This window comes from Synechococcus sp. CBW1002, assembly GCF_015840915.1.
Taxonomy (GTDB): domain Bacteria; phylum Cyanobacteriota; class Cyanobacteriia; order PCC-6307; family Cyanobiaceae; genus CBW1002.
In genome coordinates, this window is record NZ_CP060398.1 from 906,187 (window position 1) to 924,540 (window position 18,354).

The following is an 18,354-nucleotide window of genomic DNA, read 5'->3' on the forward strand; positions in this document are numbered from 1 at the left end:
ACCGCCGGTGCACCGTTTCCATGGCCGAGGCCACCCCTGATTCCGCCTCCCAGGCCGTGACCGTCGCCGGCCCTGCGGCTGCTGACGCGGCCCTGCCCAAGACCTACGACCCGGCCGGCACCGAAGCCCGCTGGCAGGCGGCCTGGGAAGCGGCCGGTGCCTTCCACCCCGATCCGAACGCACCGGGTGAGCCCTTCTCGGTAGTCATTCCGCCGCCGAACGTGACCGGCAGCCTGCACATGGGCCACGGCTTCGAGACGGCCCTGATCGACACGATCGTGCGTTTCCAGCGCCTGCGCGGCAAGAACGTGTTGTGTCTGCCCGGCACCGACCACGCTTCGATCGCGGTGCAGTCGATCCTGGAGAAGCAGATCAAGGCCGAGGGCGGCAGCAAGGATGACCTGGGCCGCGACGCCTTCCTCGAGCGCGCCTGGAGCTGGAAGGCCGAGAGCGGCGGCACGATCGTGGGGCAGCTGCGGCGGCTGGGCTATGCGGTGGACTGGAAGCGGGAGCGCTTCACCCTCGATCCCGGTCTCAACAAAGCCGTGGTGGAGGCCTTCGTGCGCCTGCACGAGCAGGGGCTGATCTACCGGGGTGAGTACCTGGTGAACTGGTGCCCGGCCTCGGGATCGGCGGTGAGCGATCTGGAGGTGGAGATGAAGGAGCTCGACGGGCACCTCTGGCACTTCCGCTATCCGCTCACGGCTGGCGCCAAGGGTTCAGCCGCCCATGGCAGCGAGAACGGTGCCGACAGCGTCGATCACCTGGTGGTCGCCACCACCCGCCCCGAAACCCTGCTGGGCGACACCGGCGTGGCGGTGCACCCCACCGACCCCCGCTACGCCGCCCTGGTGGGCCAGACGATCACCCTGCCGCTGGTGGGCCGAGAGATTCCGATCGTGGCCGATGAGCACGTCGATCCCGCCTTCGGCACCGGCTGCGTCAAGGTGACCCCCGCCCACGACCCCAACGACTTCGCCATCGGCTGCCGCCATGGCCTGCCGCTGATCACGGTGATGGCGAAGGACGGCACCATGAACGCCGCGGCCGGCCGCTTCGCAGGGCTGGATCGCTTCGAGGCACGCCAGGCGGTGGTGGCCGCCATGGAGGCCGAAGGCTTCCTGGTCAAGGTGGAACCCCACCGCCACAGCGTGCCGTTCTCGGATCGGGGCAAGGTGCCGGTGGAGCCGCTGCTCTCCACCCAGTGGTTCGCACGAGCCGAGCCGCTGGCGGCCCGCTGCCGCGAGGCCCTTGATCGCGGTGAGCCCCGCTTCGTGCCCCAGCGCTGGGAGAAGGTCTACCGCGACTGGCTCACCGACATCCGCGACTGGTGCATCAGCCGCCAGCTCTGGTGGGGCCACCGCATCCCCGCCTGGTTCGTGGTGAGCGAGACCGGCGGCGTGATCACCGACGCCACCCCCTACGTGGTGGCGCGCGATGCGGCCGAAGCCCAGGCCAAAGCGGAGACCCAGTTCGGTGAAGCCAGCCGGGCGGCCGGGCGGGAGCTGCAGCTGGAGCAGGACCCCGACGTGCTCGACACCTGGTTCTCCAGCGGCCTCTGGCCCTTCTCCACCCTGGGCTGGCCCGACGAGAACGCCGCCGATCTGGCCACCTGGTATCCCACCAGCGTGCTGGTGACCGGCTTCGACATCATCTTTTTCTGGGTGGCGCGGATGACGATGCTCTCCGGCGCCTTTCTGCAGGAGGGCGAGGTACCGGTCGGCGGCCGCGACACCTGGATCCCCTTCCGTGACGTGATGATTCACGGCCTGGTGCGGGACGAGAACAACCGCAAGATGAGCAAGTCAGCGGGCAACGGCATCGACCCCCTGCCCCTGATCGAGCGTTACGGCGCCGACGCTCTGCGCTTCGCCCTGGTGCGCGAAGTGGCCGGCGCCGGCCAGGACATCCGCCTCGACTACGACCGCAAGGACGGCAGCTCCGCCACGGTGGAGGCGGCCCGCAACTTCGCCAACAAGCTCTGGAACGCCACCCGCTTCGCCCTGATGAATCTCGGGGGGGAGACCCCCGCCAGCCTCGGCAATCCCGATCCGGCTGCGCTGACCCTGGCGGACCGCTGGATCCTCTCGCGCCTGGCGCGGGTGAACCGCGAAACGGCCGAGCGCTACAGCAGCTACGGCCTCGGGGAAGCCGCCAAGGGGCTCTACGAGTTCGCCTGGAATGAGGTGTGCGACTGGACGATCGAGCTGCTCAAGCGGCGGCTCAATCCCCGCCCTGCCAGCGAGGCCTGCACCCCGGGCGAGCCGCTCAGCGCGGCAGCCCTGGCCGATCAGCGCGTCGCCCGCCAGGTGCTCGCCAAGGTGCTGGCGGAGCTGCTGGTGCTGCTGCATCCGCTGATGCCCCACCTCAGCGAGGAGCTCTGGCACGGGCTCACCGGCGCACCCGAGGGCACCTTCCTGGCCCTGCAGCCCTGGCCCGCCGTGGACGAGGCCGCCCTTGACGCCCCCCTGGAAGCCCAGTTCGCCGAACTGATCGAGGCGATCCGGGTGGTGCGCAACCTGCGGGCCGTGGCCGGCCTCAAGCCCTCCCAACCGGCGCCGGTGGTGTTCGTCACCGGACGGCCGGAGCTGGCGGCGGTGCTGAACGCAGCCAGCGGCGACATCACCGCCCTCACCCGCGCCGCCTCCGTGGAGGTGCGCGATCCAGCTGCCTCAACCCAGGCTGCGGCGAGCGAACGCTGCCTCGCCGCCGTGAGCGGCGAACTGCAGGTGCTGCTGCCGATCGAGGGCCTGGTGGATCTCGATGCCCTGCGCGGCCGCCTCGAGAAGGACATCGCCAAGGCCGAGAAGGAGATCAAGGGCCTGGCCAGCCGCCTCGCCAATCCCAACTTCGCCGGCAAGGCTCCCCCGGAGGTGGTGGCGGAGTGCCGCGCCAACCTGGCCGAAGCCGAAGCTCAGGCGACGCTGGCCCGGGGGCGACTGGAAGGGCTGGGCTGAGCCCGGCCGCCTCTGGACACCGCCTGGGGGCAGGGCATCACCAGTACACCGGATCCCGGAAGGGCTCCACGCAGGTGGGGCGCTCCGGGATGGCGGGAATGGCTTCTGCCGTGAGCGAACGGCCGAGCCATCCCTCCGGCCGCGAGAGCTGCAGCGGCGGCTGGATCACCTCCTGCGCCAGAGGCCTGAATCCCGCTTGTCCATAGAAGGCGGGGTCGCCGTAGGTGAGCACCGCCGCCAGCGAGCGGCGCCTGAGCTCCTGCAGACCGTGATGGATCAGCCCCAGGCCGATGCCTTGGCGCTGATGGGCCGTGCTCACCGCCAACGGAGCGAGCAGGTCGATACGAATCTGATGCTGCGCAAAGTGCAGGCGGGTGAAGAAGAGGCAGCCCAGCAGGCAGGCTCCCTGCTGGGCCCCGAAGGCGATCACCTCCTGATCGTCGATCAGGGCGGACAGTGCAGAGGCAAGCCGGCCCACCAGCAAGCCTTCCTGCGCACCTTCGGAGGCTGTGAACACCTCGGTGAAGAGCTGGCTCACCACTTCCCGGCAGTCTCTGCCGAGAAGGCTGACCTCCCATTCCTGCATGGCGCGCTGGGCGCCTCGAGGAGGCCGCGGCTGCTCAGGGTCCGGCAGGGAGGCGGATTGCATTCCATGCGGCGTCATGCAAGAACCAGGGCCAGCGTCTTCAGTTGCCGAGCACGCTCAGGTCCTGCACCTTGCCGGAATTCGACACCAGGCAGCGCCACTTCTCATTGGTGGAGCCGCCGCGCACGCCGATCGCGTTGATGATCACCTCCGAGTTGGCCTGGGCGAACTCGCTGCGCACCACCTTGAGGTTGCGCACCTGGCCGGCGTATTGCGTGTTGATCGCCGTCATGCAGGCTGATTTGGCCGCTTCGCTCACCGAGCTGGAACTGCTGCTGCGCGGGGCGGAGGGAACCACGGAGAGATCTTCCACCTTGCCGCTGTTCGACACCAGGCACCTCCAGGTTTCGTTCTCGCTGGTACCCCGCACGCCGATGGCTTTCACCATCACTTCGGAATTGGCCTGGGAGAACTCGCTGCGCACCACCTTGAGGTTGCGCACCTTGCCAGCGTATTGCGTGTTGATCGCCGTCATGCAGGCTGATTGCGAAGCGCTGGACACGTCCGCCGACCAGCCTTGAGGCGCGGAGAGGGCAAGGCCCAGCCCGGCAAGGAGGGCAACGCGGAGACCGACGTTCATGCCGACAACGACAGAAAAGGTTCAACGTACCCGGAGGGAGGAGGACCAGAGGCCCTCTGAATCCGTTGATTCATGGTTTCCTCGGAATCCTCCAGCGGGCGTGCTGACCGATCACAACCCTGCCGGCATAGCCACTGCACCCCCCGGCCACACCCGAACATGGCAGCCGATCCAACCGCAGCTCAGCCGGCCGCCGCCCCTCCGGAGCCCGGCTCTGGCAGACCCTCACCCACAAAAGCGCCTGCCTGTCGTGCGCCTGGGGCACCGGCGGCCAGAACGGCGGCTTCCGCGATGAACTGGGGGAACCGCTGCAGCGCTGCCTCAAGAGCGTGGAGGCGATCGGCGCCGAACTGCAACCGGCGGTGCCCCGCGAGGTGGCGGCCAGCTGATCAGCGAGGTGGAGTTCCTGGCGGAGCTGGCCCACCGCCGGAATGGCAGCGCTCCGATCGAATGGCGCCGCCAGCCGGCGCGAGTTCGAGGTGGCCGGCAGGGTGTTCCACGAGCCGCGCTTCCCCACCGCCAGCGGCCGCGCCCAGCTCGCCGTCACGCCCCTGCCCGACCTCACCCTGCCGGGCCCGGAGCACTTCGGCGGCCTGGCGGAAGGCGAGCGGGGCCTGGTGCTCAGCCTGATCACCGCCCGCAGCTACGGCCAGCACAACACCGTGGTGTACAAGACCGGCGACCAGTACCGCGGCATGCCGCACCGCCACACGCTGCTGATCAACTCGGACGACCTGGCGGCCAGCGGCCTGCGGGCCCACCAGCGCGTCACGGTGCAGGGCGAGGCCGGCGCCCTGGAGGGGATCGAGCTGATCCCCGGCTCGATCCGCCGCGGCGCGGGGCTGATGTTCTACCCCGAGGCCAATGTGCTGATGCGGCCGCACAAGGATCCCGAGAGCGGCACACCTGGCTTCAAGCGGGTGCCGGTGCTGGTTAAAGGTTGCGCTGCTTCACACCCCAGCCCCCGAAGTACAGAACAGCCCTGTAGTAGAGCCAGGCCAGAGGAAAGCGCCGCTCCTTGAGCATGTCGTAGAACTGGCGATCGATCTCCCGCTTGGGAATCGGAACATCCTCGAGATACTGATAGAACGCATCGTGAACCAGGGAGGCGTGATAGGTGAGCGACTTCCCGGTCTCAATGTCGATGTGTCCGTCTGGCGTGCCCAGAATGAAGAGGCCGAGCACACTGAACTTGGGCGTGCAGCCATCCCAGGCATAGCCGGTGGCATTGGCCTTGATCGTAACTGTTCCATCCGGCTCCAGCCGCAGCCATTCGGCGTGAAACGTTTTACCCCGATGGATGCTCTGGAATACGAAGTCTTCCCGGATCTTGTAGATCCAGGGATAGAGCCTCTCGCGGCCCGGGAATCGATCACGTGGGACCGGACAGCCGAGAGCGGATGGTTCCATAGTGGTCTGGGGAGCAGGCCTCCCTCCAGGGCGGGGCAGTGATGCTCTTCACCCTAGGGGGAACTGAGAAGATTCACCAAGGATCGAGATATCTGGATCTTCCTCAAAGATCATTCGAAGCCTTTCCTGCAGCCGGGCGATCTCGGAAGAAGATTCCTGCGCCCGAGCGCCAAACCAGGGCCATCGACTGGCGAGGGGCGTAAGCACGGTGACACAGAGATCAAGATCGTCCGAATCATCGATGGTTCTGCCGTAGATCCCAATCCCACAGACCCTTCCCAGGCCCAGGATCTCCACCCACCATCCCCAGTCTTCGCAGGTGAAGAACGGAACCGCATACCCCCGAGCCGTGAGCTGCGCCTGCAGATAGAGGGCACAGGCCTTGCCGTAGGTGCCTTCATTCACCAGCTCCTGATCCTCACCGGGGAGCATCCGCAGCCCGGCCGATCGGATGTGCAGGAAGGGAAGGACTTCCATGCGTGGTTGCATTGCGCGAGTTCTCAGGTGCCGCACGGCAGAGATGGCCAGCCGGCCAGGGTGGGCATGCCGGCCGGGGTGGACTGCCCTGCAAACCCAGCTCCCTCTGTGCCCGGCTGGCGACGAGGAGGGGCACCCTCGACAGGGCCACAGGAGTATCAAATACCATAGCAATGATACTCATCGGAAGGCATTGAAACCTTGGTTCAGTCTGCCGGTGATGTGACCCGCTTCGGTGAGGTGCGTTCAGGCCAAACGGCCCCCATCACCCGAGCCCTGCGCATCCTGGGCCTGGCCGCAACGGTCGGGCCGATCGGCGAACACGCCCCTGGTATTGCCAACGAAAGATCAAAAACCAACGGCGCCAAGGTGCTGACGCTCACCGCGAAGACCATTCGACGCCGAAACGCGCGGCATCAGAACGTCGGAAAGGAATCGATCGGCAGACTCCTTGGAATCCCAGATCGTAACGATCAGAACACCATCATCGGATTGACCGGCAAAATGATGGAGCTGCCCTTCCGGCAAGCCCTCACCGGGATGAACTGCGGCAATCTCGTCCCTGTACTCTTGCTCGCTGGCGCCAGGGAAGAAGTCAGACAGGATATAGGTCATCAAGACTCTGATTCTTGCTTGCATCGTCTTGCCTTTGGCTTGATTTGTCAAGCCAGGTGGCGCTTCTCCCGCTTCCGTTTACATCGGCCGGTGAAAGTTTCCTGTTGGCAGCCTTGCCCAGATTGACGCTTGACAAGAGGGCCTTGATCACAGTGATCTGTTCTGGCAGGCCAGGCCTGTGGATCGAGTACGGGTTGATCTGAATCTGAGCCTTTGGGCGGCGTCGGGTGCCGCCCTACAGCAACGACCCCTGATGGTCCATCGGCTCCAGCTGCGCTGGCTCGGCCCGCTCCTCCGCTTCACCAGCCGTCACCTCCAGGGCCTGCTCGATCACCCGGTCGGTGAGGGCATCGAAGTAGGCCGAGAGGGTCTGCTGCAGCTCCTGGAATTCCGGCCAGAGCGTCTCATTCACGAAGGGGCGACTCAACCGCGCCATCACCGTGGTGCGCCGCTGGCCGCGATACCGGTAAGGCTGGATGCCATAGCGCCGCAGCAGGGCCACGAACAGGTGCCGCGACCACTGGTCGGCCAGGGAAAAGCGGAACTCCACCGGGGGCTCCTCGGCCGCCAGTTCTCGCAGACGGCCCTGGATGCGCTCGCGGGCCCGCTCGGCCGCCTCCCGCTCGCCGTCTGTGCCAGGCCTGGAGAACAGGGCCTCGATCCGCCGCAGTTTTTGCACCAGCTGCTCTTCCGGAGCGCCCGGTGGCGCGCTCACGGTTCGTGGACCGGAGGCAAAGCCTCGGCTGGCTCCTGAGGTGGTGGATCGCTCGCGGCGGGCGATGGTGGTCGACTCCCAGATTCAGCTCAGTCACCGTAGGTGCATCCGAGTTGCGGTCGGCCCAGCTGAGCTCGCCTACGCGCGCAGTGATCTCGAGCTGGAGATCGAGCGGGTGGTTCTTGCGGCCGCCCCTACAGACCCTTCCTGTCCAAGGCATCGGCCAACCGGGTCACCGCCGAAGCCAGCTGGGCCTGAGTATCGGGAGGTGCCACCGCCTCCTCCTTGCGTTTGGTGGCCTCGATCGCCCGCACGATCAGGAACACCACGAAGGCGATCACCAGGAAGTTGATCAGCGCCACGATCACGGCGCCGGCCGGCCAGGCGTTGATCGAGTCGACCTGGGCAGCCTTGAGCGCGGGCTCCAGCAGGCTGGTCATCACCAGGCTCACAACTGCGTCGACCACCTTGCCGAAGGCGCCGCCGATCACCACCGCTACAGCAAGGTCAACCACATTGCCCTTGTTGATGAAGGCCTTGAAATCGGCAAGGAAACTGGAGCGACGCGGGGCCATCAGCCGAACATCCGGAGGACTCGCGACAACCTACCGGTCGGAAGAACGGACAGTCCTCTAGGGGGAACTCAGATGATTCACCAAGAATCGTGACTTTCTGGATCGGCCTCGAAGATCATTCAAACCAGTTCCTGCAGCCGTGCAATCTCGGGCGAAGAATCCTGCGCTTGAGCGCTAAAGTCAGGCCCATCGACTGGCGCTGGGCGTGAGTACGGTGACACAGAGATCAAGATCTTCCGAATCATCGAGGGCCCTGCCGTAGATCCCAATCCCGCAGACCCTACCCAGGCCCTGGATCTCCACCCACCATCCCCAGTCTTCGCAGGTGAAGAACGGAACTGCATACCCCTGAGCCATGAGCTGCGCCTGCAGATAGAGGGCACAGGCCTTGCCGTAGGTGCCTTCGTTCACCAGCTCCTGATCCTCACCGGGGAGAATCCGCAGCCCGGCTGATCGAACGTGCAGGAAGGGCTGGGCATCCATGCGTGGTTTGGATTGCTCGAGTTCTCTGGTGCCGCACGGCAGAGATGGCCAGTCGGCCAGGGATCTGAATGAACAGGCCTTTGAGGGCATCAAGGTTGCGGCGCCGGACTTCACTGATGCGGCTGTGATCAGGTTGCTGATTACCGGTCAGCACGCGGAACGCCAGATCCTCGTAGCAGGCGTAAGAGTTTGCGGAAAAACCGCCTGAGAAGCAGCGTTTTTCCCTCCTGAGAGCTGGTGCAGCTCATTTCGGTCTGGTTTTCAGAGTTTCAGCGGCTCAGAGCTCCCCTTTTGGTGTGTTTTGCCCCTTTGGGGCTCCCTGATCACTGCCGTCTGGGCACACTTCTGGGCAACCACCTGTTCACGCCGCCGCCATCGCCGGTTTGAGCAGGTTGCCCAGGCGGATCAGGTTGTAGGCGATCACATTCAGGCCGAACACCGCACTCACCTTCTCGGTGCCGCGCAGCTTGAACTGGCGCAGACCTCCCCACTGTTTGATCCAGCCAAACACCTTCTCGATGCCGCGGCGGGCATGGATCGACTTGGCGTAGCCCACGTGGCGGGTGGTGCGGCCATCGATGGCGGAACCACCAGATCGGGCGGTGTTCTGCACCACGTGCGGCGTCACGCCGATGCGGCGCATCTCGGCGACAAAGCCCCTGGTGTCGTAGTGCTTGTCGGCACCGATGGTTTTCTGGTGGGCACCGGGACGATCCGCGGCCATGGCTTTGGCGGCATCCCGCTCCCCGGTGCCCGTGGCTTGCGTGACCTTGCAATCGACGATCAGGGCATGGCGGTTGTCCATGAGCACATGACCCCGGTAGCTCGGTTGAGCCGGGTGGGCGTTGGATTTCCGGGCCAGCAAGGCGTCGGGATCACTGCCGGAGCGGTGGGTCTTGTTGCTGAGCTTGATGCCTCGGAAATCCCCTTTCGCTCGCTTCTTGCCGGGCTTTGGAGCGCCAAAACCCTCGCCAGGGCCTGACGGCGGTGGCGGCGGATCGTCCTGCCCATCGATCCGCTCCAGTGAGGCATGGGAGGCCCAGGCCTGCAGCAAGGTGCCATCGACGGAGAAGTGCTCGTCACTGAGCAGCGGCTTGACCTCCGGAGCACCCATCAGCTTCTCCAGGAACTTCCCCATCACCTGCTCGTTCAGCAGCCGCTCCCGGTTTTTTGTGAATGTGGTGGGATGCCAGATCGGATCATCTGGGCTCAGCCCCACAAACCAGCGGAACAGCAGGTTGTAGTGGAGCTGCTCGAGCAGCAACCGCTCCGAGCGGATGCCGTAGAACGCCTGCAGCAACGAGGCCAGCAGCAGTTGCTCCGGCGGCACTGATGGCCGGCCTTCTGCGGCGTACAGATCACAGAAGGTGGGATTGAGGCGATCGAGGGCCTGATCGGCCAGCTTGCGGATCCGCCGCAGCGGATGGCCGGCCGGGATCCGATCCTCAATCGACACGTAGGAGAACAGGGAGCCGCTGCGCTCCCGTTGACCTCGCATCTGGGCTGGACAGCTGGCCCATTCTCGCAGAGATGGCCGGGTTTTTCAGCAAACTCGTAAAGCAGCCGCATCGTCAACCGCTGCGCGGAAGCCTGCGGCTACATCCGCGGATCAAAGCCCTTCTCCCCGCGGGGATCCTTGGCCAGAGCGGGGATCAAGACCTGTGAGAGAGCCAGCGCATCGACCAGATCAGATCCAGCCGGAACTACACCCGGTGGTCATCCGGGAGCCAATCACTCGGTGATGGCGGCAGCAAGGTGGTCTGCTCCGGCTGCCAGGGACGGAAGGGCCTGGGCTTCTGCACACCGTATTCTCTCGCCCGAATCCATTGCAGTCACTGGGATCTGGGCAGATTACGGGGCGTCTGTGAAGAGGCTGAGTGCGATCGTTCTCCAGCCGCTGTGGCGGCCTTGTTCCCCGATGAGGTGGCCATCGATGGGACGCAGGCCGAGGTCGGGATAGGCAGCGCCCCGACTGAAGCTCCGCAGAGCGACACCGTTGCTTGGCCCTGCGGCCTGGCGCCGCCTCATCAGGCAAGGGCACTCAACCCCGGGGGCTGTGGGTCACGGGCACGGGAATCGCGAGCAGGTCGCCAACGTCGCCAGACGACACAGCCGAGTCGGAGGCAGCGACAACGCTCATGTCATCGAGCACGGCCGGGATGATGCCGGCATCAAAGGAGAAGCGGCCAGGGCCGTTGAACAGCAGCGCAAGGCTGCCGCCCAGGTACAGCAGCACCAGCTCGAGCACGTAGATGTTGAAGCCGGCGGTGGAGATGTGCTGGTAGGCCGCCACGGTCATCGTGCCGCTCAGGGCCAGGGCGCCGAGGGGTGTGAGCAGGCCGAGGATCACCAGCCAGCTGCCGATCAGCTCGGAGAAACCGGCGGCATAGGCGAAAAACAGCGGGAAGGGCAGATGCAGCGAGGCCACATAGGTGTTGGCGAATTGCTGGGGATCGGCGAGCTTCTCCTGGCCGTGGTGAATCATCAGGGCGCCGATGGTGAGCCGCAGCAGCAGCAGACCGAAGGACGCCATGGGGCCGGGCCTCAGATAGGCCTTCACCGCGGGAGCCAACGCCGTGAGCCGAGCCGGAGGGGCAAAGCTGGTGACGGGCTTGCCGAGGGCGACGAACCAGAGGGCGAAGCAGGCGGCCATGAAGGCCACGAAGAGCTCGAGCAGGGTGGACGTGGACACTGGGAGGAAACGTTTGCAAAAATCATGGCAAGCCTTATGAAGGAACGTGAAGCGCCGGGTGCGCGTCCGGGCCAAGTCACAGCAGGCCATCCGAGCAACAGATCGGTGGTGGAGACCTCGCGGAGGTCCCGCCGAATCGCCAGGATGTAACAGATCCGTTACAAGCCGATGACCGCTGGCGAGCTGTTCCTCGAGAGCCTCAGTTCCGGGGTGATCACCCAGGCCGAGATCGACTGGCTGGTCAGCCAGCAGGGTCGCTTTTCGAGATCCGAACAAGCGGCGATGCAGCGGCTGGGACGGCTGCTGGATCATGGGCAGATCCAACTGGGGTGCCGAATTGCACCGCACTGGCAAGGGAAACGGCAGGTGCTGCGCGAGTGGTTCGTGCCGCTGGACCGGCGGAGCAGATCCTCCCTGCTCCGAACCACCTGACGGCAAGGCCAGCATCAGGTGGCGTCCCTCCAGCGAGGTGGAACCAGCCGCTTGCCCTTCACGTTGCTGAGACTGGAAAGATCGCAAGCATGCAACACCCCATCCCCTTGCAACTGTCACGCAGCCTGCTGGGTGCCGCAGGGATTTCAGCGTCATTGCACAATCTTGAGAGAATTCCCACCAGGAATCGATTACTCATTGTCAGCAACCACCGCAGTCTTTTTGATGCTCCCCTGCTGATGACGGCGATCAGTCGGCCGGTGCGGTTCGTCTATCACTATTACATGAGTCAAGTGCCGCTACTGCAGCAGGCAATGATGCTGATGGGTGCCTTCCCGCTCAAGACTGGTCAAGGAAGGCAGTCGTCATTCTTTCTGAAGTCAGCAAGGTTTTTGCAAGACAATCAGGTGGTAGGCGTGTTTCCCGAAGGCGCGGATCCGATGGTGAAGGTCAACGCCCCCCATCAGCTGAGCCCGTTCCACAGGGGTTTTGCCCATCTTGCCCTGAGGGTGCCGGTGGATGACCTGGCGATTCTGCCAGTTGCCATCGCTTCAAGGGATGAAAAGCAGGGAAAGCTTGCACCGCTTGAATGGTTTCGGCGTTTCGATCCATCGGAAGCACTGTTTCAAGGTGATGGCTGGCATTCTGCGGTCGTCTATCGACATGTTGATGTTTTCTTTGGCTATCCTCTGCTGATCGATAAGGGTTTGAGATCCCGCTATCGAGGCAGCAGCGGAGCCACTGTTGTCAGAGAAATCACCCAGGTCTGCTGGAGCCAGATTGCTGAATTCTTGGCTCACAGACGCTGCTGAGGCTTCCAGATTCATGATCACCACCTCCAAGATTTTACGGCTAATCCCTTGCACGCCTGCAACACCATCTCGGCCGTTGTTTGTCTTTTTGCCTGGCATGGACGGCAGCGGCACCTTGCTGCAATCCCAGGTTGCCGGACTCAGCCCGCACTTTGACATCCGCAGTCTGTCAATTCCCCCAGACGACCGCACAGGATGGGGCGAACTGACCGAGCGGGTGGCCACTCTGATCAGGATGGAGCAGCAACGGCATCCTGGCCACACGACCACAGTTTGTGGCGAATCGTTTGGAGGTTGTTTGGCGTTGAGCCTGATCTCGCACTTTCCAGACCTGTGTGACCAGTTGATTCTGGTCAATCCCGCTTCATCAGCCGGGCGACAACCATGGATCAGTGCCTGCAGTTCGTTGACTCAGCTGTTGCCGGCACCGCTCTACCGACTCTCCACCCTCAGTCTCTGCAATCTTTTGATTGCATCCCACCGGGTCAGCAGGCCACGACGGCAGCGGCTGCTGGCTGCCATGCAGGCAGTCAGCCCCCAGAGTGCCGCCTGGCGATTGGCATTGCTCCGGCAGTTTCGTCTGGAGGATCTTGCAATCGATCGCGTTCGTCAGCCTGTTCTGATCCTGGCCTCAGGAGCGGATCGCCTCCTCCCTTCCCGGCGCGAGGCGTGGCGATTGGAACGCTGTCTGCCGAGGGCAACAACCCTGCTGCTTCCCGATAGCGGGCATGCCTGCCTTATAGAGAGTCAGGTCAATTTATCTGCCATCCTCAAGTCGCAGGCTCAGTGGTCTGATCGGTTGTCACTCACCCGGGCGATGGGCGCTCCAGTCCAGCCTGCCGCGATTCTCCGGTAGCCCCGGCGGCCCTGGCGATGCCTGCAACGACGTTGCCGAGCTCAGGCGCATCGCCAAAACCCTGCTCACGGCCTGGCGCCTGCAGTCTGATATGACGAGGTCCTTCGGTAGCCAGGCGATGGGCATCACCCCTCCATAGCTATGGGGCTGTTCTGCTCGTGGCCTGCTGGTGGGGGCCGGGGCTGCTCGGCTTGTTCGGCATCAGCTTTGTGATCTGCGCAATGGCGATGGGACTCTTCCTGTTCCTGCTGGTTACGCCGCAGCTGCGGCAATGGCTTGGAATGAACCCTGCCTTCCAGCGGTGACCCGGAGTGCCATGGCTGCCGAAGTGGTGATCGGGAGGAAAACGCTGCGATTGGCAAGGCCCAGCGATGTGACTGTCGCGCAACGCGTGGCGGCCCATCTGCAACGCCGCATCGCTGAAGACGACTGGCGTCCCTACCGGAGCAGAGAGGATGCGGTGCGAGCCTGGAGCCGACTGGGCGGCATCCGTCTCCAAGTGATGCAGGCCCTGGGCCTGCTGCACGAGGCCTGAACCTCTGGTGCAGCTCAGCTGCCAGCCAGTTCCAGTTCCGCTCGCGCTGGTGGTGCTGCAGCAGAGCGAGGCCTACGTCACCGCTGAGGGCGAGACCTTGAGCAGCGTGGCGGCCAAGCCGAATCTCAGCCTGAGCCTGCTGTGGCAATTCAAGCCGGAGCTGGCCAGCTGGCCCAGCGAGGAACCGCTGCCGGCTGGCACCACCCTGCTGCTGCCCGTTTACCGCTCCACCACGCCGATCCCGGCCGGCCTGCAGCTGCTGGTGCCGGGATTCAAGCTCTCCAGCCCGCTGCCGGCGGGGGAATGGATCACCCTGCCGGCCCGGCGCTCCCACCATTCAGGCACCCATGCGGGAATCCGCCATGTCCCAACCGCTTCACATGGCGTTACAGTTGTCGTAACGAACTGAAACACTCATGACTGATCCCGCTCCCCGCTTCGGGTTTGTCGCCTTCGCCGAGACCTGGAACGGCCGCCTGGCCATGCTGGGCTTCGTGATCGGCCTTGCCACCGAGCTGCTCACCGGCCAGGGCATCCTTCAGCAGATCGGGCTCGGTTGATCGCCATGAGTACCGACTACTCCGCCGCCATCACCGCCGTCGTCGCACTGGTGGTGCTGCTCACCGGCATGACCGCATTCGTTCTGACCCGCCCCAGCGATCTCGCCCCCACCCCCCAGCGATGACCGGCACTCTTGCTCTCCTGCTGATCGGCGCCTGGATCACAGGTGCCCTGCTCCAGCCCCGACCGGCCGACTGAGCCATTCGTCCAAGACCACCATCCACCGCACCGGAGCTCCCATGACCAACACCCCTGCCAACGACAAATGGTTCGAGAACCGCGCCGAGCAGCTGATTCACATGGAGCAGCTCAAGCGCGCTGAACTGTTCAACGGCCGCGCCGCCATGCTCGGGATCGTGATCGGCATCGTGGTGGAAGGCCTCACCGGTTCTGGAATCGCCCATCAGATCGGCCTCGGCGCCCTGGTGGATGGCTACGCCGCCTGCCGCACCCAGTTCCTGCCCTTCTGCTTCTGAGCTCCTGCTCCGCTCAAGCTTCCCACCACCCCCGGCAACCCCGGGGGATTTTGATGGCCACCACTCCCCTCTCACTCCTATGACGGGCAACCTCCAGGCCATCGGCTTCCTGTTCACCTGGGTGCTGGGCTGGGGCAGCGGCGGGGTCTGGTTCTACCGGCGCTGGATGGGGCCCGTCACCCCGAACCGTTGATCCGCTGGGGCCTTTTGGCCGACTCGATCAGCAGGTTGCGCAGCAGCTCCGTGGTGCTGATCAGCAGGTGGGCCATCCAGGTGCCGGTCAGCTTGGGTTCCGCGATGAGATCGCCGCGGCAGCGACCGATGGCCTGTTCGATCTCCGCCAGCTCCCGGCCGATGTTGCGCACCATCGCCTCGGTGGTCTCACGGGGCGCGGGGCGGGGTGGTGTCTGCATCTGTCCCACTCTGCGGCAGTGCTCAGCCAAAGCGGTAGTGCTTACGCACCGGGGCGTGCACCTCCCAGGTGCAGCTCAGCCCGGCGTCAAACACCACCAGATCACCGACCCCAAAGCGCACCGGCTTACCGCCATCGGGGGTGACCGTCACATCCCCCTCCAGCAGCAGGCAGGTCTCCTGCTCGTCGTAGGTCCAGGGAAAGGTGCTGACCTCACATCCCCAGGACGGCCAGCTCGTCACGCCCAGGCTGGCCAGCTGAGCCGGATCTGGATTGGACGTAACCGTGATGCCGGAGGCCATGGCTGTCTGCTTGAGAACCAGAGGCCATTGTCTGCTTCCAGCCTGACACTCCTCTGGACTGTCAAGCCCCGCCTCACCTCCGTCATCGGCAGGTGGTTGCCCGGTACTGGAGGGGCACGACAGCTGAGCAAAGATGGAACCGATACCGCCTTGCCCATGCTGTGGAGCCGATCACCACATCGAACCAGCTTCTCCTCTTGGAGGCTATCGATCGGGTACGAAACGACGTGGATGCTCCGCGTTTGCCACTCGAAGAATTGACCGAGACCACGTTCACCCTGGTGGCGGAGCAAATGGCGCTGACGCAGATCATCGAGGCAGCGGAAGGCCTGATCGAGCTCGCTTCCCATCCCACCAGGCCAAAACAAGCGCCACCGATGCCTATGGATGAATTGCAGGCCCTGCTGGAGAAGGTCATTGATCTCCGGGATTGGCAGGAGCTGGAGGAGGACGACGATCGCAGCGACATCCAGAAGCTGATCGACAACTCCACCGATGCCGACGCCGTGCTGGTGCGCGACCCCTCCGGCACCCCTGAGCTGCAGGAGATCGGCATCCTCGAGCTTCTGCAGCGCTATCCCTGCCGCGGCAGCGAAGCCCGCTGGAGTCCCGATGACGCGATCGCTTTTCTGGAAACCAAGACCCGCTGGCTGGATGCAGCGCTGGAGAGCTGGGATGCCGATAGCGAGGCCATAGCTGACGACAGCGATCTGATCGAGGCCAAGGCCGTCGTCCTCGTTGTGCCGGAGCAACCCGGCCAGCCGTTACGGACCGAGCTGCTCGATGTGCTGATTCCCGTCGACAGCTGAACCACCGGCCGGCTCTGATTCCGCCGGAACCGCCGCCTGCCTTGGAGGGGCAGGCAACGGCTCCGGCGGGAGCCTGGAGGACTGTTCCAATCCGGCTGCTGATCAGGCCGGGTGCCGTTCGCACCGCAGGCCCCCCGCGCAGGATGCCAAACACCTCGCGGGCCACGAATCGCTTGCTTGATTACCCAGCTCGCTCCGTGCAGGCCATTTGTCCCGACTAGAGTGGTACGCAGATACTGTTCTGGCCATGGCGCGCAACGGCATCCAGTTCCAGAAGGGCCTGTCTCTGCCTGAGTTCCAGCGGCTCTACGGCACAGAGGAGCAATGTGAGGCTGCTCTGGAGAAGGCTCGCTGGCCGGATGGGTTCCGGTGCCCTCGCTGCAATAGGCATGAGCATGGCCTGGTTTACGGCCGACGACTCAAGCGCTACCAATGCCGCAACTGCGGCCATCAGACAACACTCACGGCCGGCACGATCCTGCAGGCCACCAAGCTCCCTCTGACAAACTGGTTCCTGGCCTTTTATCTGATCGGCCAGGCCAAGAACGGGATCTCCTCGCTGGAATTGAGTCGTCACCTGGGCGTCAACTACGACACCGCCTGGCTGCTTCACAACAAGATCCTGCGGGCGATGAGCGAACGGGAGGAGGAGTATCTGCTGCGGGGAAAGATTCAGATAGATGATGCCTACCTCGGCGGAGAACGCACTGGCGGCAAGGTGGGTCGCGGATCAGAAAACAAGATTCCGATCGTGGCAGCCGTCTCGTTGAACGAGTCCGGCCATCCGATCCACGCAAAGATCGCGCCGGTGAATAGCTTCAGTTCAGAGGCGATCGCTAACTGGTCCTTGAATAATCTGACTCCCGGTAGCGATGTACTCTCCGATGGCCTGGCCTGCTTCCGCGCCGTGACCACGGCCAACTGCCACCACAAGGCGAATGTCACCACCGGCCAGCACCCCAACGACCTGCCGCAGTTCCGCTGGATCAACACCCTGCTGGGCAACCTAAAGACCAGCTTCAACGGCACCTTCCATGCCTTCAACTTTGACAAGTACGCCAAGCGCTACCTGGGCGGCTTCTGCTTCCGCTTCAATCGGCGCTTTGCCATGGCTGAGATGACCGAGCGCATCGCCAATGCAGTTTGCTGCTGCATGCCTTGCACGGAGCGGGATCTCAGGCTTGCGGAGGCTTATGGGTAATCAAGTCAGCTGAAGGTAGCCGCTGCGTTTGGCATCCAGCTTGAGGCTGCTCAGCCGGCCGCCATTGGCGCTGCGCTCATGGCGGCTGGGAACGGGAGGGGGTGCAACCAGCCGGGCAGACGGACAGGCCATTGACGGGACGGGAACGTCGGACTGCAATGGGGTCACGGGACTCCCCAGTTGGTTGCCCCACCGCACGGACCGACAGGTGCGCTTGGCAGCGTGCCAGCCGATTTTCGGACCCTTCAAGACCTCTGCATCGAGAAGGGGGCCTGACAACCCCCATCTGCAGCGGCTCCTGCGGCCGTCTCCTACAGCCCCTTGCGGTCGAGCGCCTCGGCGAGCCTTGTCACCGCCGAAGCCAGCTGGGCCTGAGTATCGGGAGGTGCCACCGCCTCCTCCTTGCGTTTGGTGGCCTCGATCGCCCGCACGATCAGGAACACCACGAAGGCGATCACCAGGAAGTTGATCAGCGCCACGATCACGGCGCCGGCCGGCCAGGCGTTGATCGAGTCGACCTGGGCAGCCTTGAGCGCGGGCTCCAGCAGGCTGGTCATCACCAGGCTCACAACTGCGTCGACCACCTTGCCGAAGGCGCCGCCGATCACCACCGCTACAGCAAGGTCAACCACATTGCCCTTGTTGATGAAGGCCTTGAAATCGGCAAGGAAACTGGAGCGACGCGGGGCCATCAGCCGAACATCCGGAGGACTCGCGACAACCTACCGGCCGGAAGAACGGACAACCCTCGAGGCGGCATCGTTGGCAATGACCTGGCAATGACGTGGCAATGGCGTGTCAAGCGATG

General features: G+C 64.4%; 27 protein-coding genes. 11 read left to right on the forward strand and 16 right to left on the reverse strand.

Features of this window, described 5'->3' with window-relative positions; translation table 11 throughout:
• The first annotated feature begins 20 nt into the window (after positions 1–20).
• Positions 21–2,957 carry a valine--tRNA ligase gene (locus H8F24_RS04250; RefSeq protein ID WP_231598092.1) on the forward strand — a complete coding sequence of 979 codons (2,937 nt, stop codon included), beginning with the start codon at positions 21–23 and terminating at the stop codon, positions 2,955–2,957.
• 37 nt (positions 2,958–2,994) lie between these two features.
• Here the strand turns inward: H8F24_RS04250 and H8F24_RS04255 are convergent, their stop codons facing one another.
• The 3 genes from H8F24_RS04255 to H8F24_RS19165 all read right to left on the reverse strand — a co-directional run bounded on the left by H8F24_RS04255 (position 2,995) and on the right by H8F24_RS19165 (position 4,607).
• Positions 2,995–3,606, reverse strand: a complete 612-nt coding sequence (locus tag H8F24_RS04255; protein ID WP_231598093.1) for a GNAT family N-acetyltransferase — start codon at positions 3,604–3,606, stop codon at positions 2,995–2,997.
• Between the two features lie 37 nt (positions 3,607–3,643).
• The gene (locus tag H8F24_RS04260; RefSeq protein WP_197171089.1) at positions 3,644–4,183 is read right to left on the reverse strand and encodes a hypothetical protein; all 540 of its coding nucleotides are present in this window, start codon (positions 4,181–4,183) and stop codon (positions 3,644–3,646) included.
• 70 nt (positions 4,184–4,253) lie between these two features.
• Positions 4,254–4,607 carry a hypothetical protein gene (locus tag H8F24_RS19165; protein ID WP_231598094.1) on the reverse strand — a complete coding sequence of 118 codons (354 nt, stop codon included), beginning with the start codon at positions 4,605–4,607 and terminating at the stop codon, positions 4,254–4,256.
• Positions 4,608–4,614: 7 nt separating this feature from the next.
• On the opposite strand from H8F24_RS19165, the gene H8F24_RS04270 reads away from it, so the two are divergent.
• Positions 4,615–5,205, forward strand: coding sequence for a molybdopterin dinucleotide binding domain-containing protein (locus tag H8F24_RS04270; protein ID WP_231598095.1), 591 nt, complete (start codon positions 4,615–4,617; stop codon positions 5,203–5,205).
• Here H8F24_RS04270 and H8F24_RS04275 read toward each other — a convergent pair.
• The 9 genes from H8F24_RS04275 to H8F24_RS04315 form a co-directional block, all read right to left on the reverse strand.
• A complete protein-coding gene (locus tag H8F24_RS04275) occupies positions 5,117–5,593 on the reverse strand; it encodes a hypothetical protein (RefSeq protein ID WP_197171093.1) in 477 nt (158 codons plus the stop codon). The two genes, H8F24_RS04270 and H8F24_RS04275, sit on opposite strands and share 89 nt — an antisense overlap.
• Positions 5,594–5,641: 48 nt before the next feature.
• Positions 5,642–6,082, reverse strand: a complete 441-nt coding sequence (locus H8F24_RS04280; protein WP_197171094.1) for a hypothetical protein — start codon at positions 6,080–6,082, stop codon at positions 5,642–5,644.
• Between the two features lie 336 nt (positions 6,083–6,418).
• Positions 6,419–6,685, reverse strand: a complete 267-nt coding sequence (locus tag H8F24_RS04285; RefSeq protein WP_197171096.1) for a hypothetical protein — start codon at positions 6,683–6,685, stop codon at positions 6,419–6,421.
• Between the two features lie 235 nt (positions 6,686–6,920).
• Positions 6,921–7,400, reverse strand: coding sequence for a hypothetical protein (locus tag H8F24_RS04290; RefSeq protein WP_197171098.1), 480 nt, complete (start codon positions 7,398–7,400; stop codon positions 6,921–6,923).
• 194 nt (positions 7,401–7,594) lie between these two features.
• Entirely contained in the window at positions 7,595–7,975 is a 381-nt protein-coding gene (gene mscL, locus H8F24_RS04295) for a large conductance mechanosensitive channel protein MscL (protein ID WP_197158170.1), read from the reverse strand.
• A 180-nt stretch (positions 7,976–8,155) separates the two neighbouring features.
• Positions 8,156–8,458 carry a hypothetical protein gene (locus H8F24_RS04300; RefSeq protein WP_197171100.1) on the reverse strand — a complete coding sequence of 101 codons (303 nt, stop codon included), beginning with the start codon at positions 8,456–8,458 and terminating at the stop codon, positions 8,156–8,158.
• The gene (locus H8F24_RS20095) at positions 8,400–8,612 is read right to left on the reverse strand and encodes a hypothetical protein (RefSeq protein WP_370594795.1); all 213 of its coding nucleotides are present in this window, start codon (positions 8,610–8,612) and stop codon (positions 8,400–8,402) included. Before H8F24_RS20095 ends, H8F24_RS04300 begins: the two co-directional genes overlap by 59 nt.
• A 207-nt stretch (positions 8,613–8,819) precedes the next feature.
• Positions 8,820–9,956 (reverse strand): IS5 family transposase, encoded by a 1,137-nt coding sequence (locus H8F24_RS04310; RefSeq protein WP_197169629.1) that lies wholly within the window; start codon positions 9,954–9,956, stop codon positions 8,820–8,822.
• 543 nt (positions 9,957–10,499) lie between these two features.
• Positions 10,500–11,150: a DoxX family protein gene (locus H8F24_RS04315; protein WP_231598096.1), complete on the reverse strand. Its 651-nt coding sequence runs from the start codon at positions 11,148–11,150 to the stop codon at positions 10,500–10,502.
• A 168-nt stretch (positions 11,151–11,318) separates the two neighbouring features.
• Here H8F24_RS04315 and H8F24_RS04320 point away from each other — a divergent pair, with 168 nt between their 5' ends.
• The 7 genes from H8F24_RS04320 (at position 11,319) to H8F24_RS04350 (ending at position 14,822) form a co-directional block, all read left to right on the forward strand.
• On the forward strand, positions 11,319–11,582 hold the full coding sequence (locus tag H8F24_RS04320) for a hypothetical protein (RefSeq protein ID WP_197171104.1): 264 nt from the start codon (positions 11,319–11,321) through the stop codon (positions 11,580–11,582).
• A gap of 89 nt (positions 11,583–11,671) precedes the next feature.
• Positions 11,672–12,394: a lysophospholipid acyltransferase family protein gene (locus tag H8F24_RS04325; RefSeq protein WP_197171106.1), complete on the forward strand. Its 723-nt coding sequence runs from the start codon at positions 11,672–11,674 to the stop codon at positions 12,392–12,394.
• Between the two features lie 13 nt (positions 12,395–12,407).
• A complete protein-coding gene (locus tag H8F24_RS04330) occupies positions 12,408–13,250 on the forward strand; it encodes an alpha/beta fold hydrolase (protein WP_197171107.1) in 843 nt (280 codons plus the stop codon).
• 301 nt (positions 13,251–13,551) lie between these two features.
• Positions 13,552–13,785 carry a hypothetical protein gene (locus tag H8F24_RS04335; protein WP_370594796.1) on the forward strand — a complete coding sequence of 78 codons (234 nt, stop codon included), beginning with the start codon at positions 13,552–13,554 and terminating at the stop codon, positions 13,783–13,785.
• A 7-nt stretch (positions 13,786–13,792) separates the two neighbouring features.
• Positions 13,793–14,194 (forward strand): hypothetical protein, encoded by a 402-nt coding sequence (locus H8F24_RS04340; RefSeq protein ID WP_197171109.1) that lies wholly within the window; start codon positions 13,793–13,795, stop codon positions 14,192–14,194.
• A 7-nt stretch (positions 14,195–14,201) separates the two neighbouring features.
• Complete coding sequence (locus tag H8F24_RS04345; RefSeq protein WP_197158156.1) at positions 14,202–14,345, forward strand: chlorophyll a/b-binding protein; 144 nt, start codon at positions 14,202–14,204, stop codon at positions 14,343–14,345.
• 240 nt (positions 14,346–14,585) lie between these two features.
• Complete coding sequence (locus H8F24_RS04350) at positions 14,586–14,822, forward strand: chlorophyll a/b-binding protein (protein ID WP_197158154.1); 237 nt, start codon at positions 14,586–14,588, stop codon at positions 14,820–14,822.
• Between the two features lie 176 nt (positions 14,823–14,998).
• On the opposite strand, the gene H8F24_RS04355 is transcribed toward H8F24_RS04350, so the two are convergent.
• Positions 14,999–15,235: a hypothetical protein gene (locus H8F24_RS04355; protein ID WP_197171111.1), complete on the reverse strand. Its 237-nt coding sequence runs from the start codon at positions 15,233–15,235 to the stop codon at positions 14,999–15,001.
• 22 nt (positions 15,236–15,257) lie between these two features.
• On the reverse strand, positions 15,258–15,536 hold the full coding sequence (locus H8F24_RS04360; RefSeq protein WP_197171113.1) for a cupin domain-containing protein: 279 nt from the start codon (positions 15,534–15,536) through the stop codon (positions 15,258–15,260).
• A 257-nt stretch (positions 15,537–15,793) separates the two neighbouring features.
• Between H8F24_RS04360 and H8F24_RS04365 the strand changes: the two genes are divergently transcribed.
• Both H8F24_RS04365 and H8F24_RS04370 read left to right on the forward strand, forming a co-directional pair.
• The gene (locus H8F24_RS04365; protein ID WP_197171115.1) at positions 15,794–16,345 is read left to right on the forward strand and encodes a hypothetical protein; all 552 of its coding nucleotides are present in this window, start codon (positions 15,794–15,796) and stop codon (positions 16,343–16,345) included.
• Between the two features lie 247 nt (positions 16,346–16,592).
• Entirely contained in the window at positions 16,593–17,546 is a 954-nt protein-coding gene (locus H8F24_RS04370; RefSeq protein ID WP_197171117.1) for an IS1595 family transposase, read from the forward strand.
• Here H8F24_RS04370 and H8F24_RS19875 read toward each other — a convergent pair whose 3' ends face one another.
• Together H8F24_RS19875 and mscL (H8F24_RS04375) are read right to left on the reverse strand one after the other, a co-directional pair.
• Positions 17,547–17,678 (reverse strand): hypothetical protein, encoded by a 132-nt coding sequence (locus H8F24_RS19875; RefSeq protein ID WP_255518223.1) that lies wholly within the window; start codon positions 17,676–17,678, stop codon positions 17,547–17,549.
• A gap of 179 nt (positions 17,679–17,857) precedes the next feature.
• Positions 17,858–18,238 carry a large conductance mechanosensitive channel protein MscL gene (gene mscL, locus H8F24_RS04375; protein WP_197158144.1) on the reverse strand — a complete coding sequence of 127 codons (381 nt, stop codon included), beginning with the start codon at positions 18,236–18,238 and terminating at the stop codon, positions 17,858–17,860.
• Positions 18,239–18,354 lie beyond the last annotated feature (116 nt).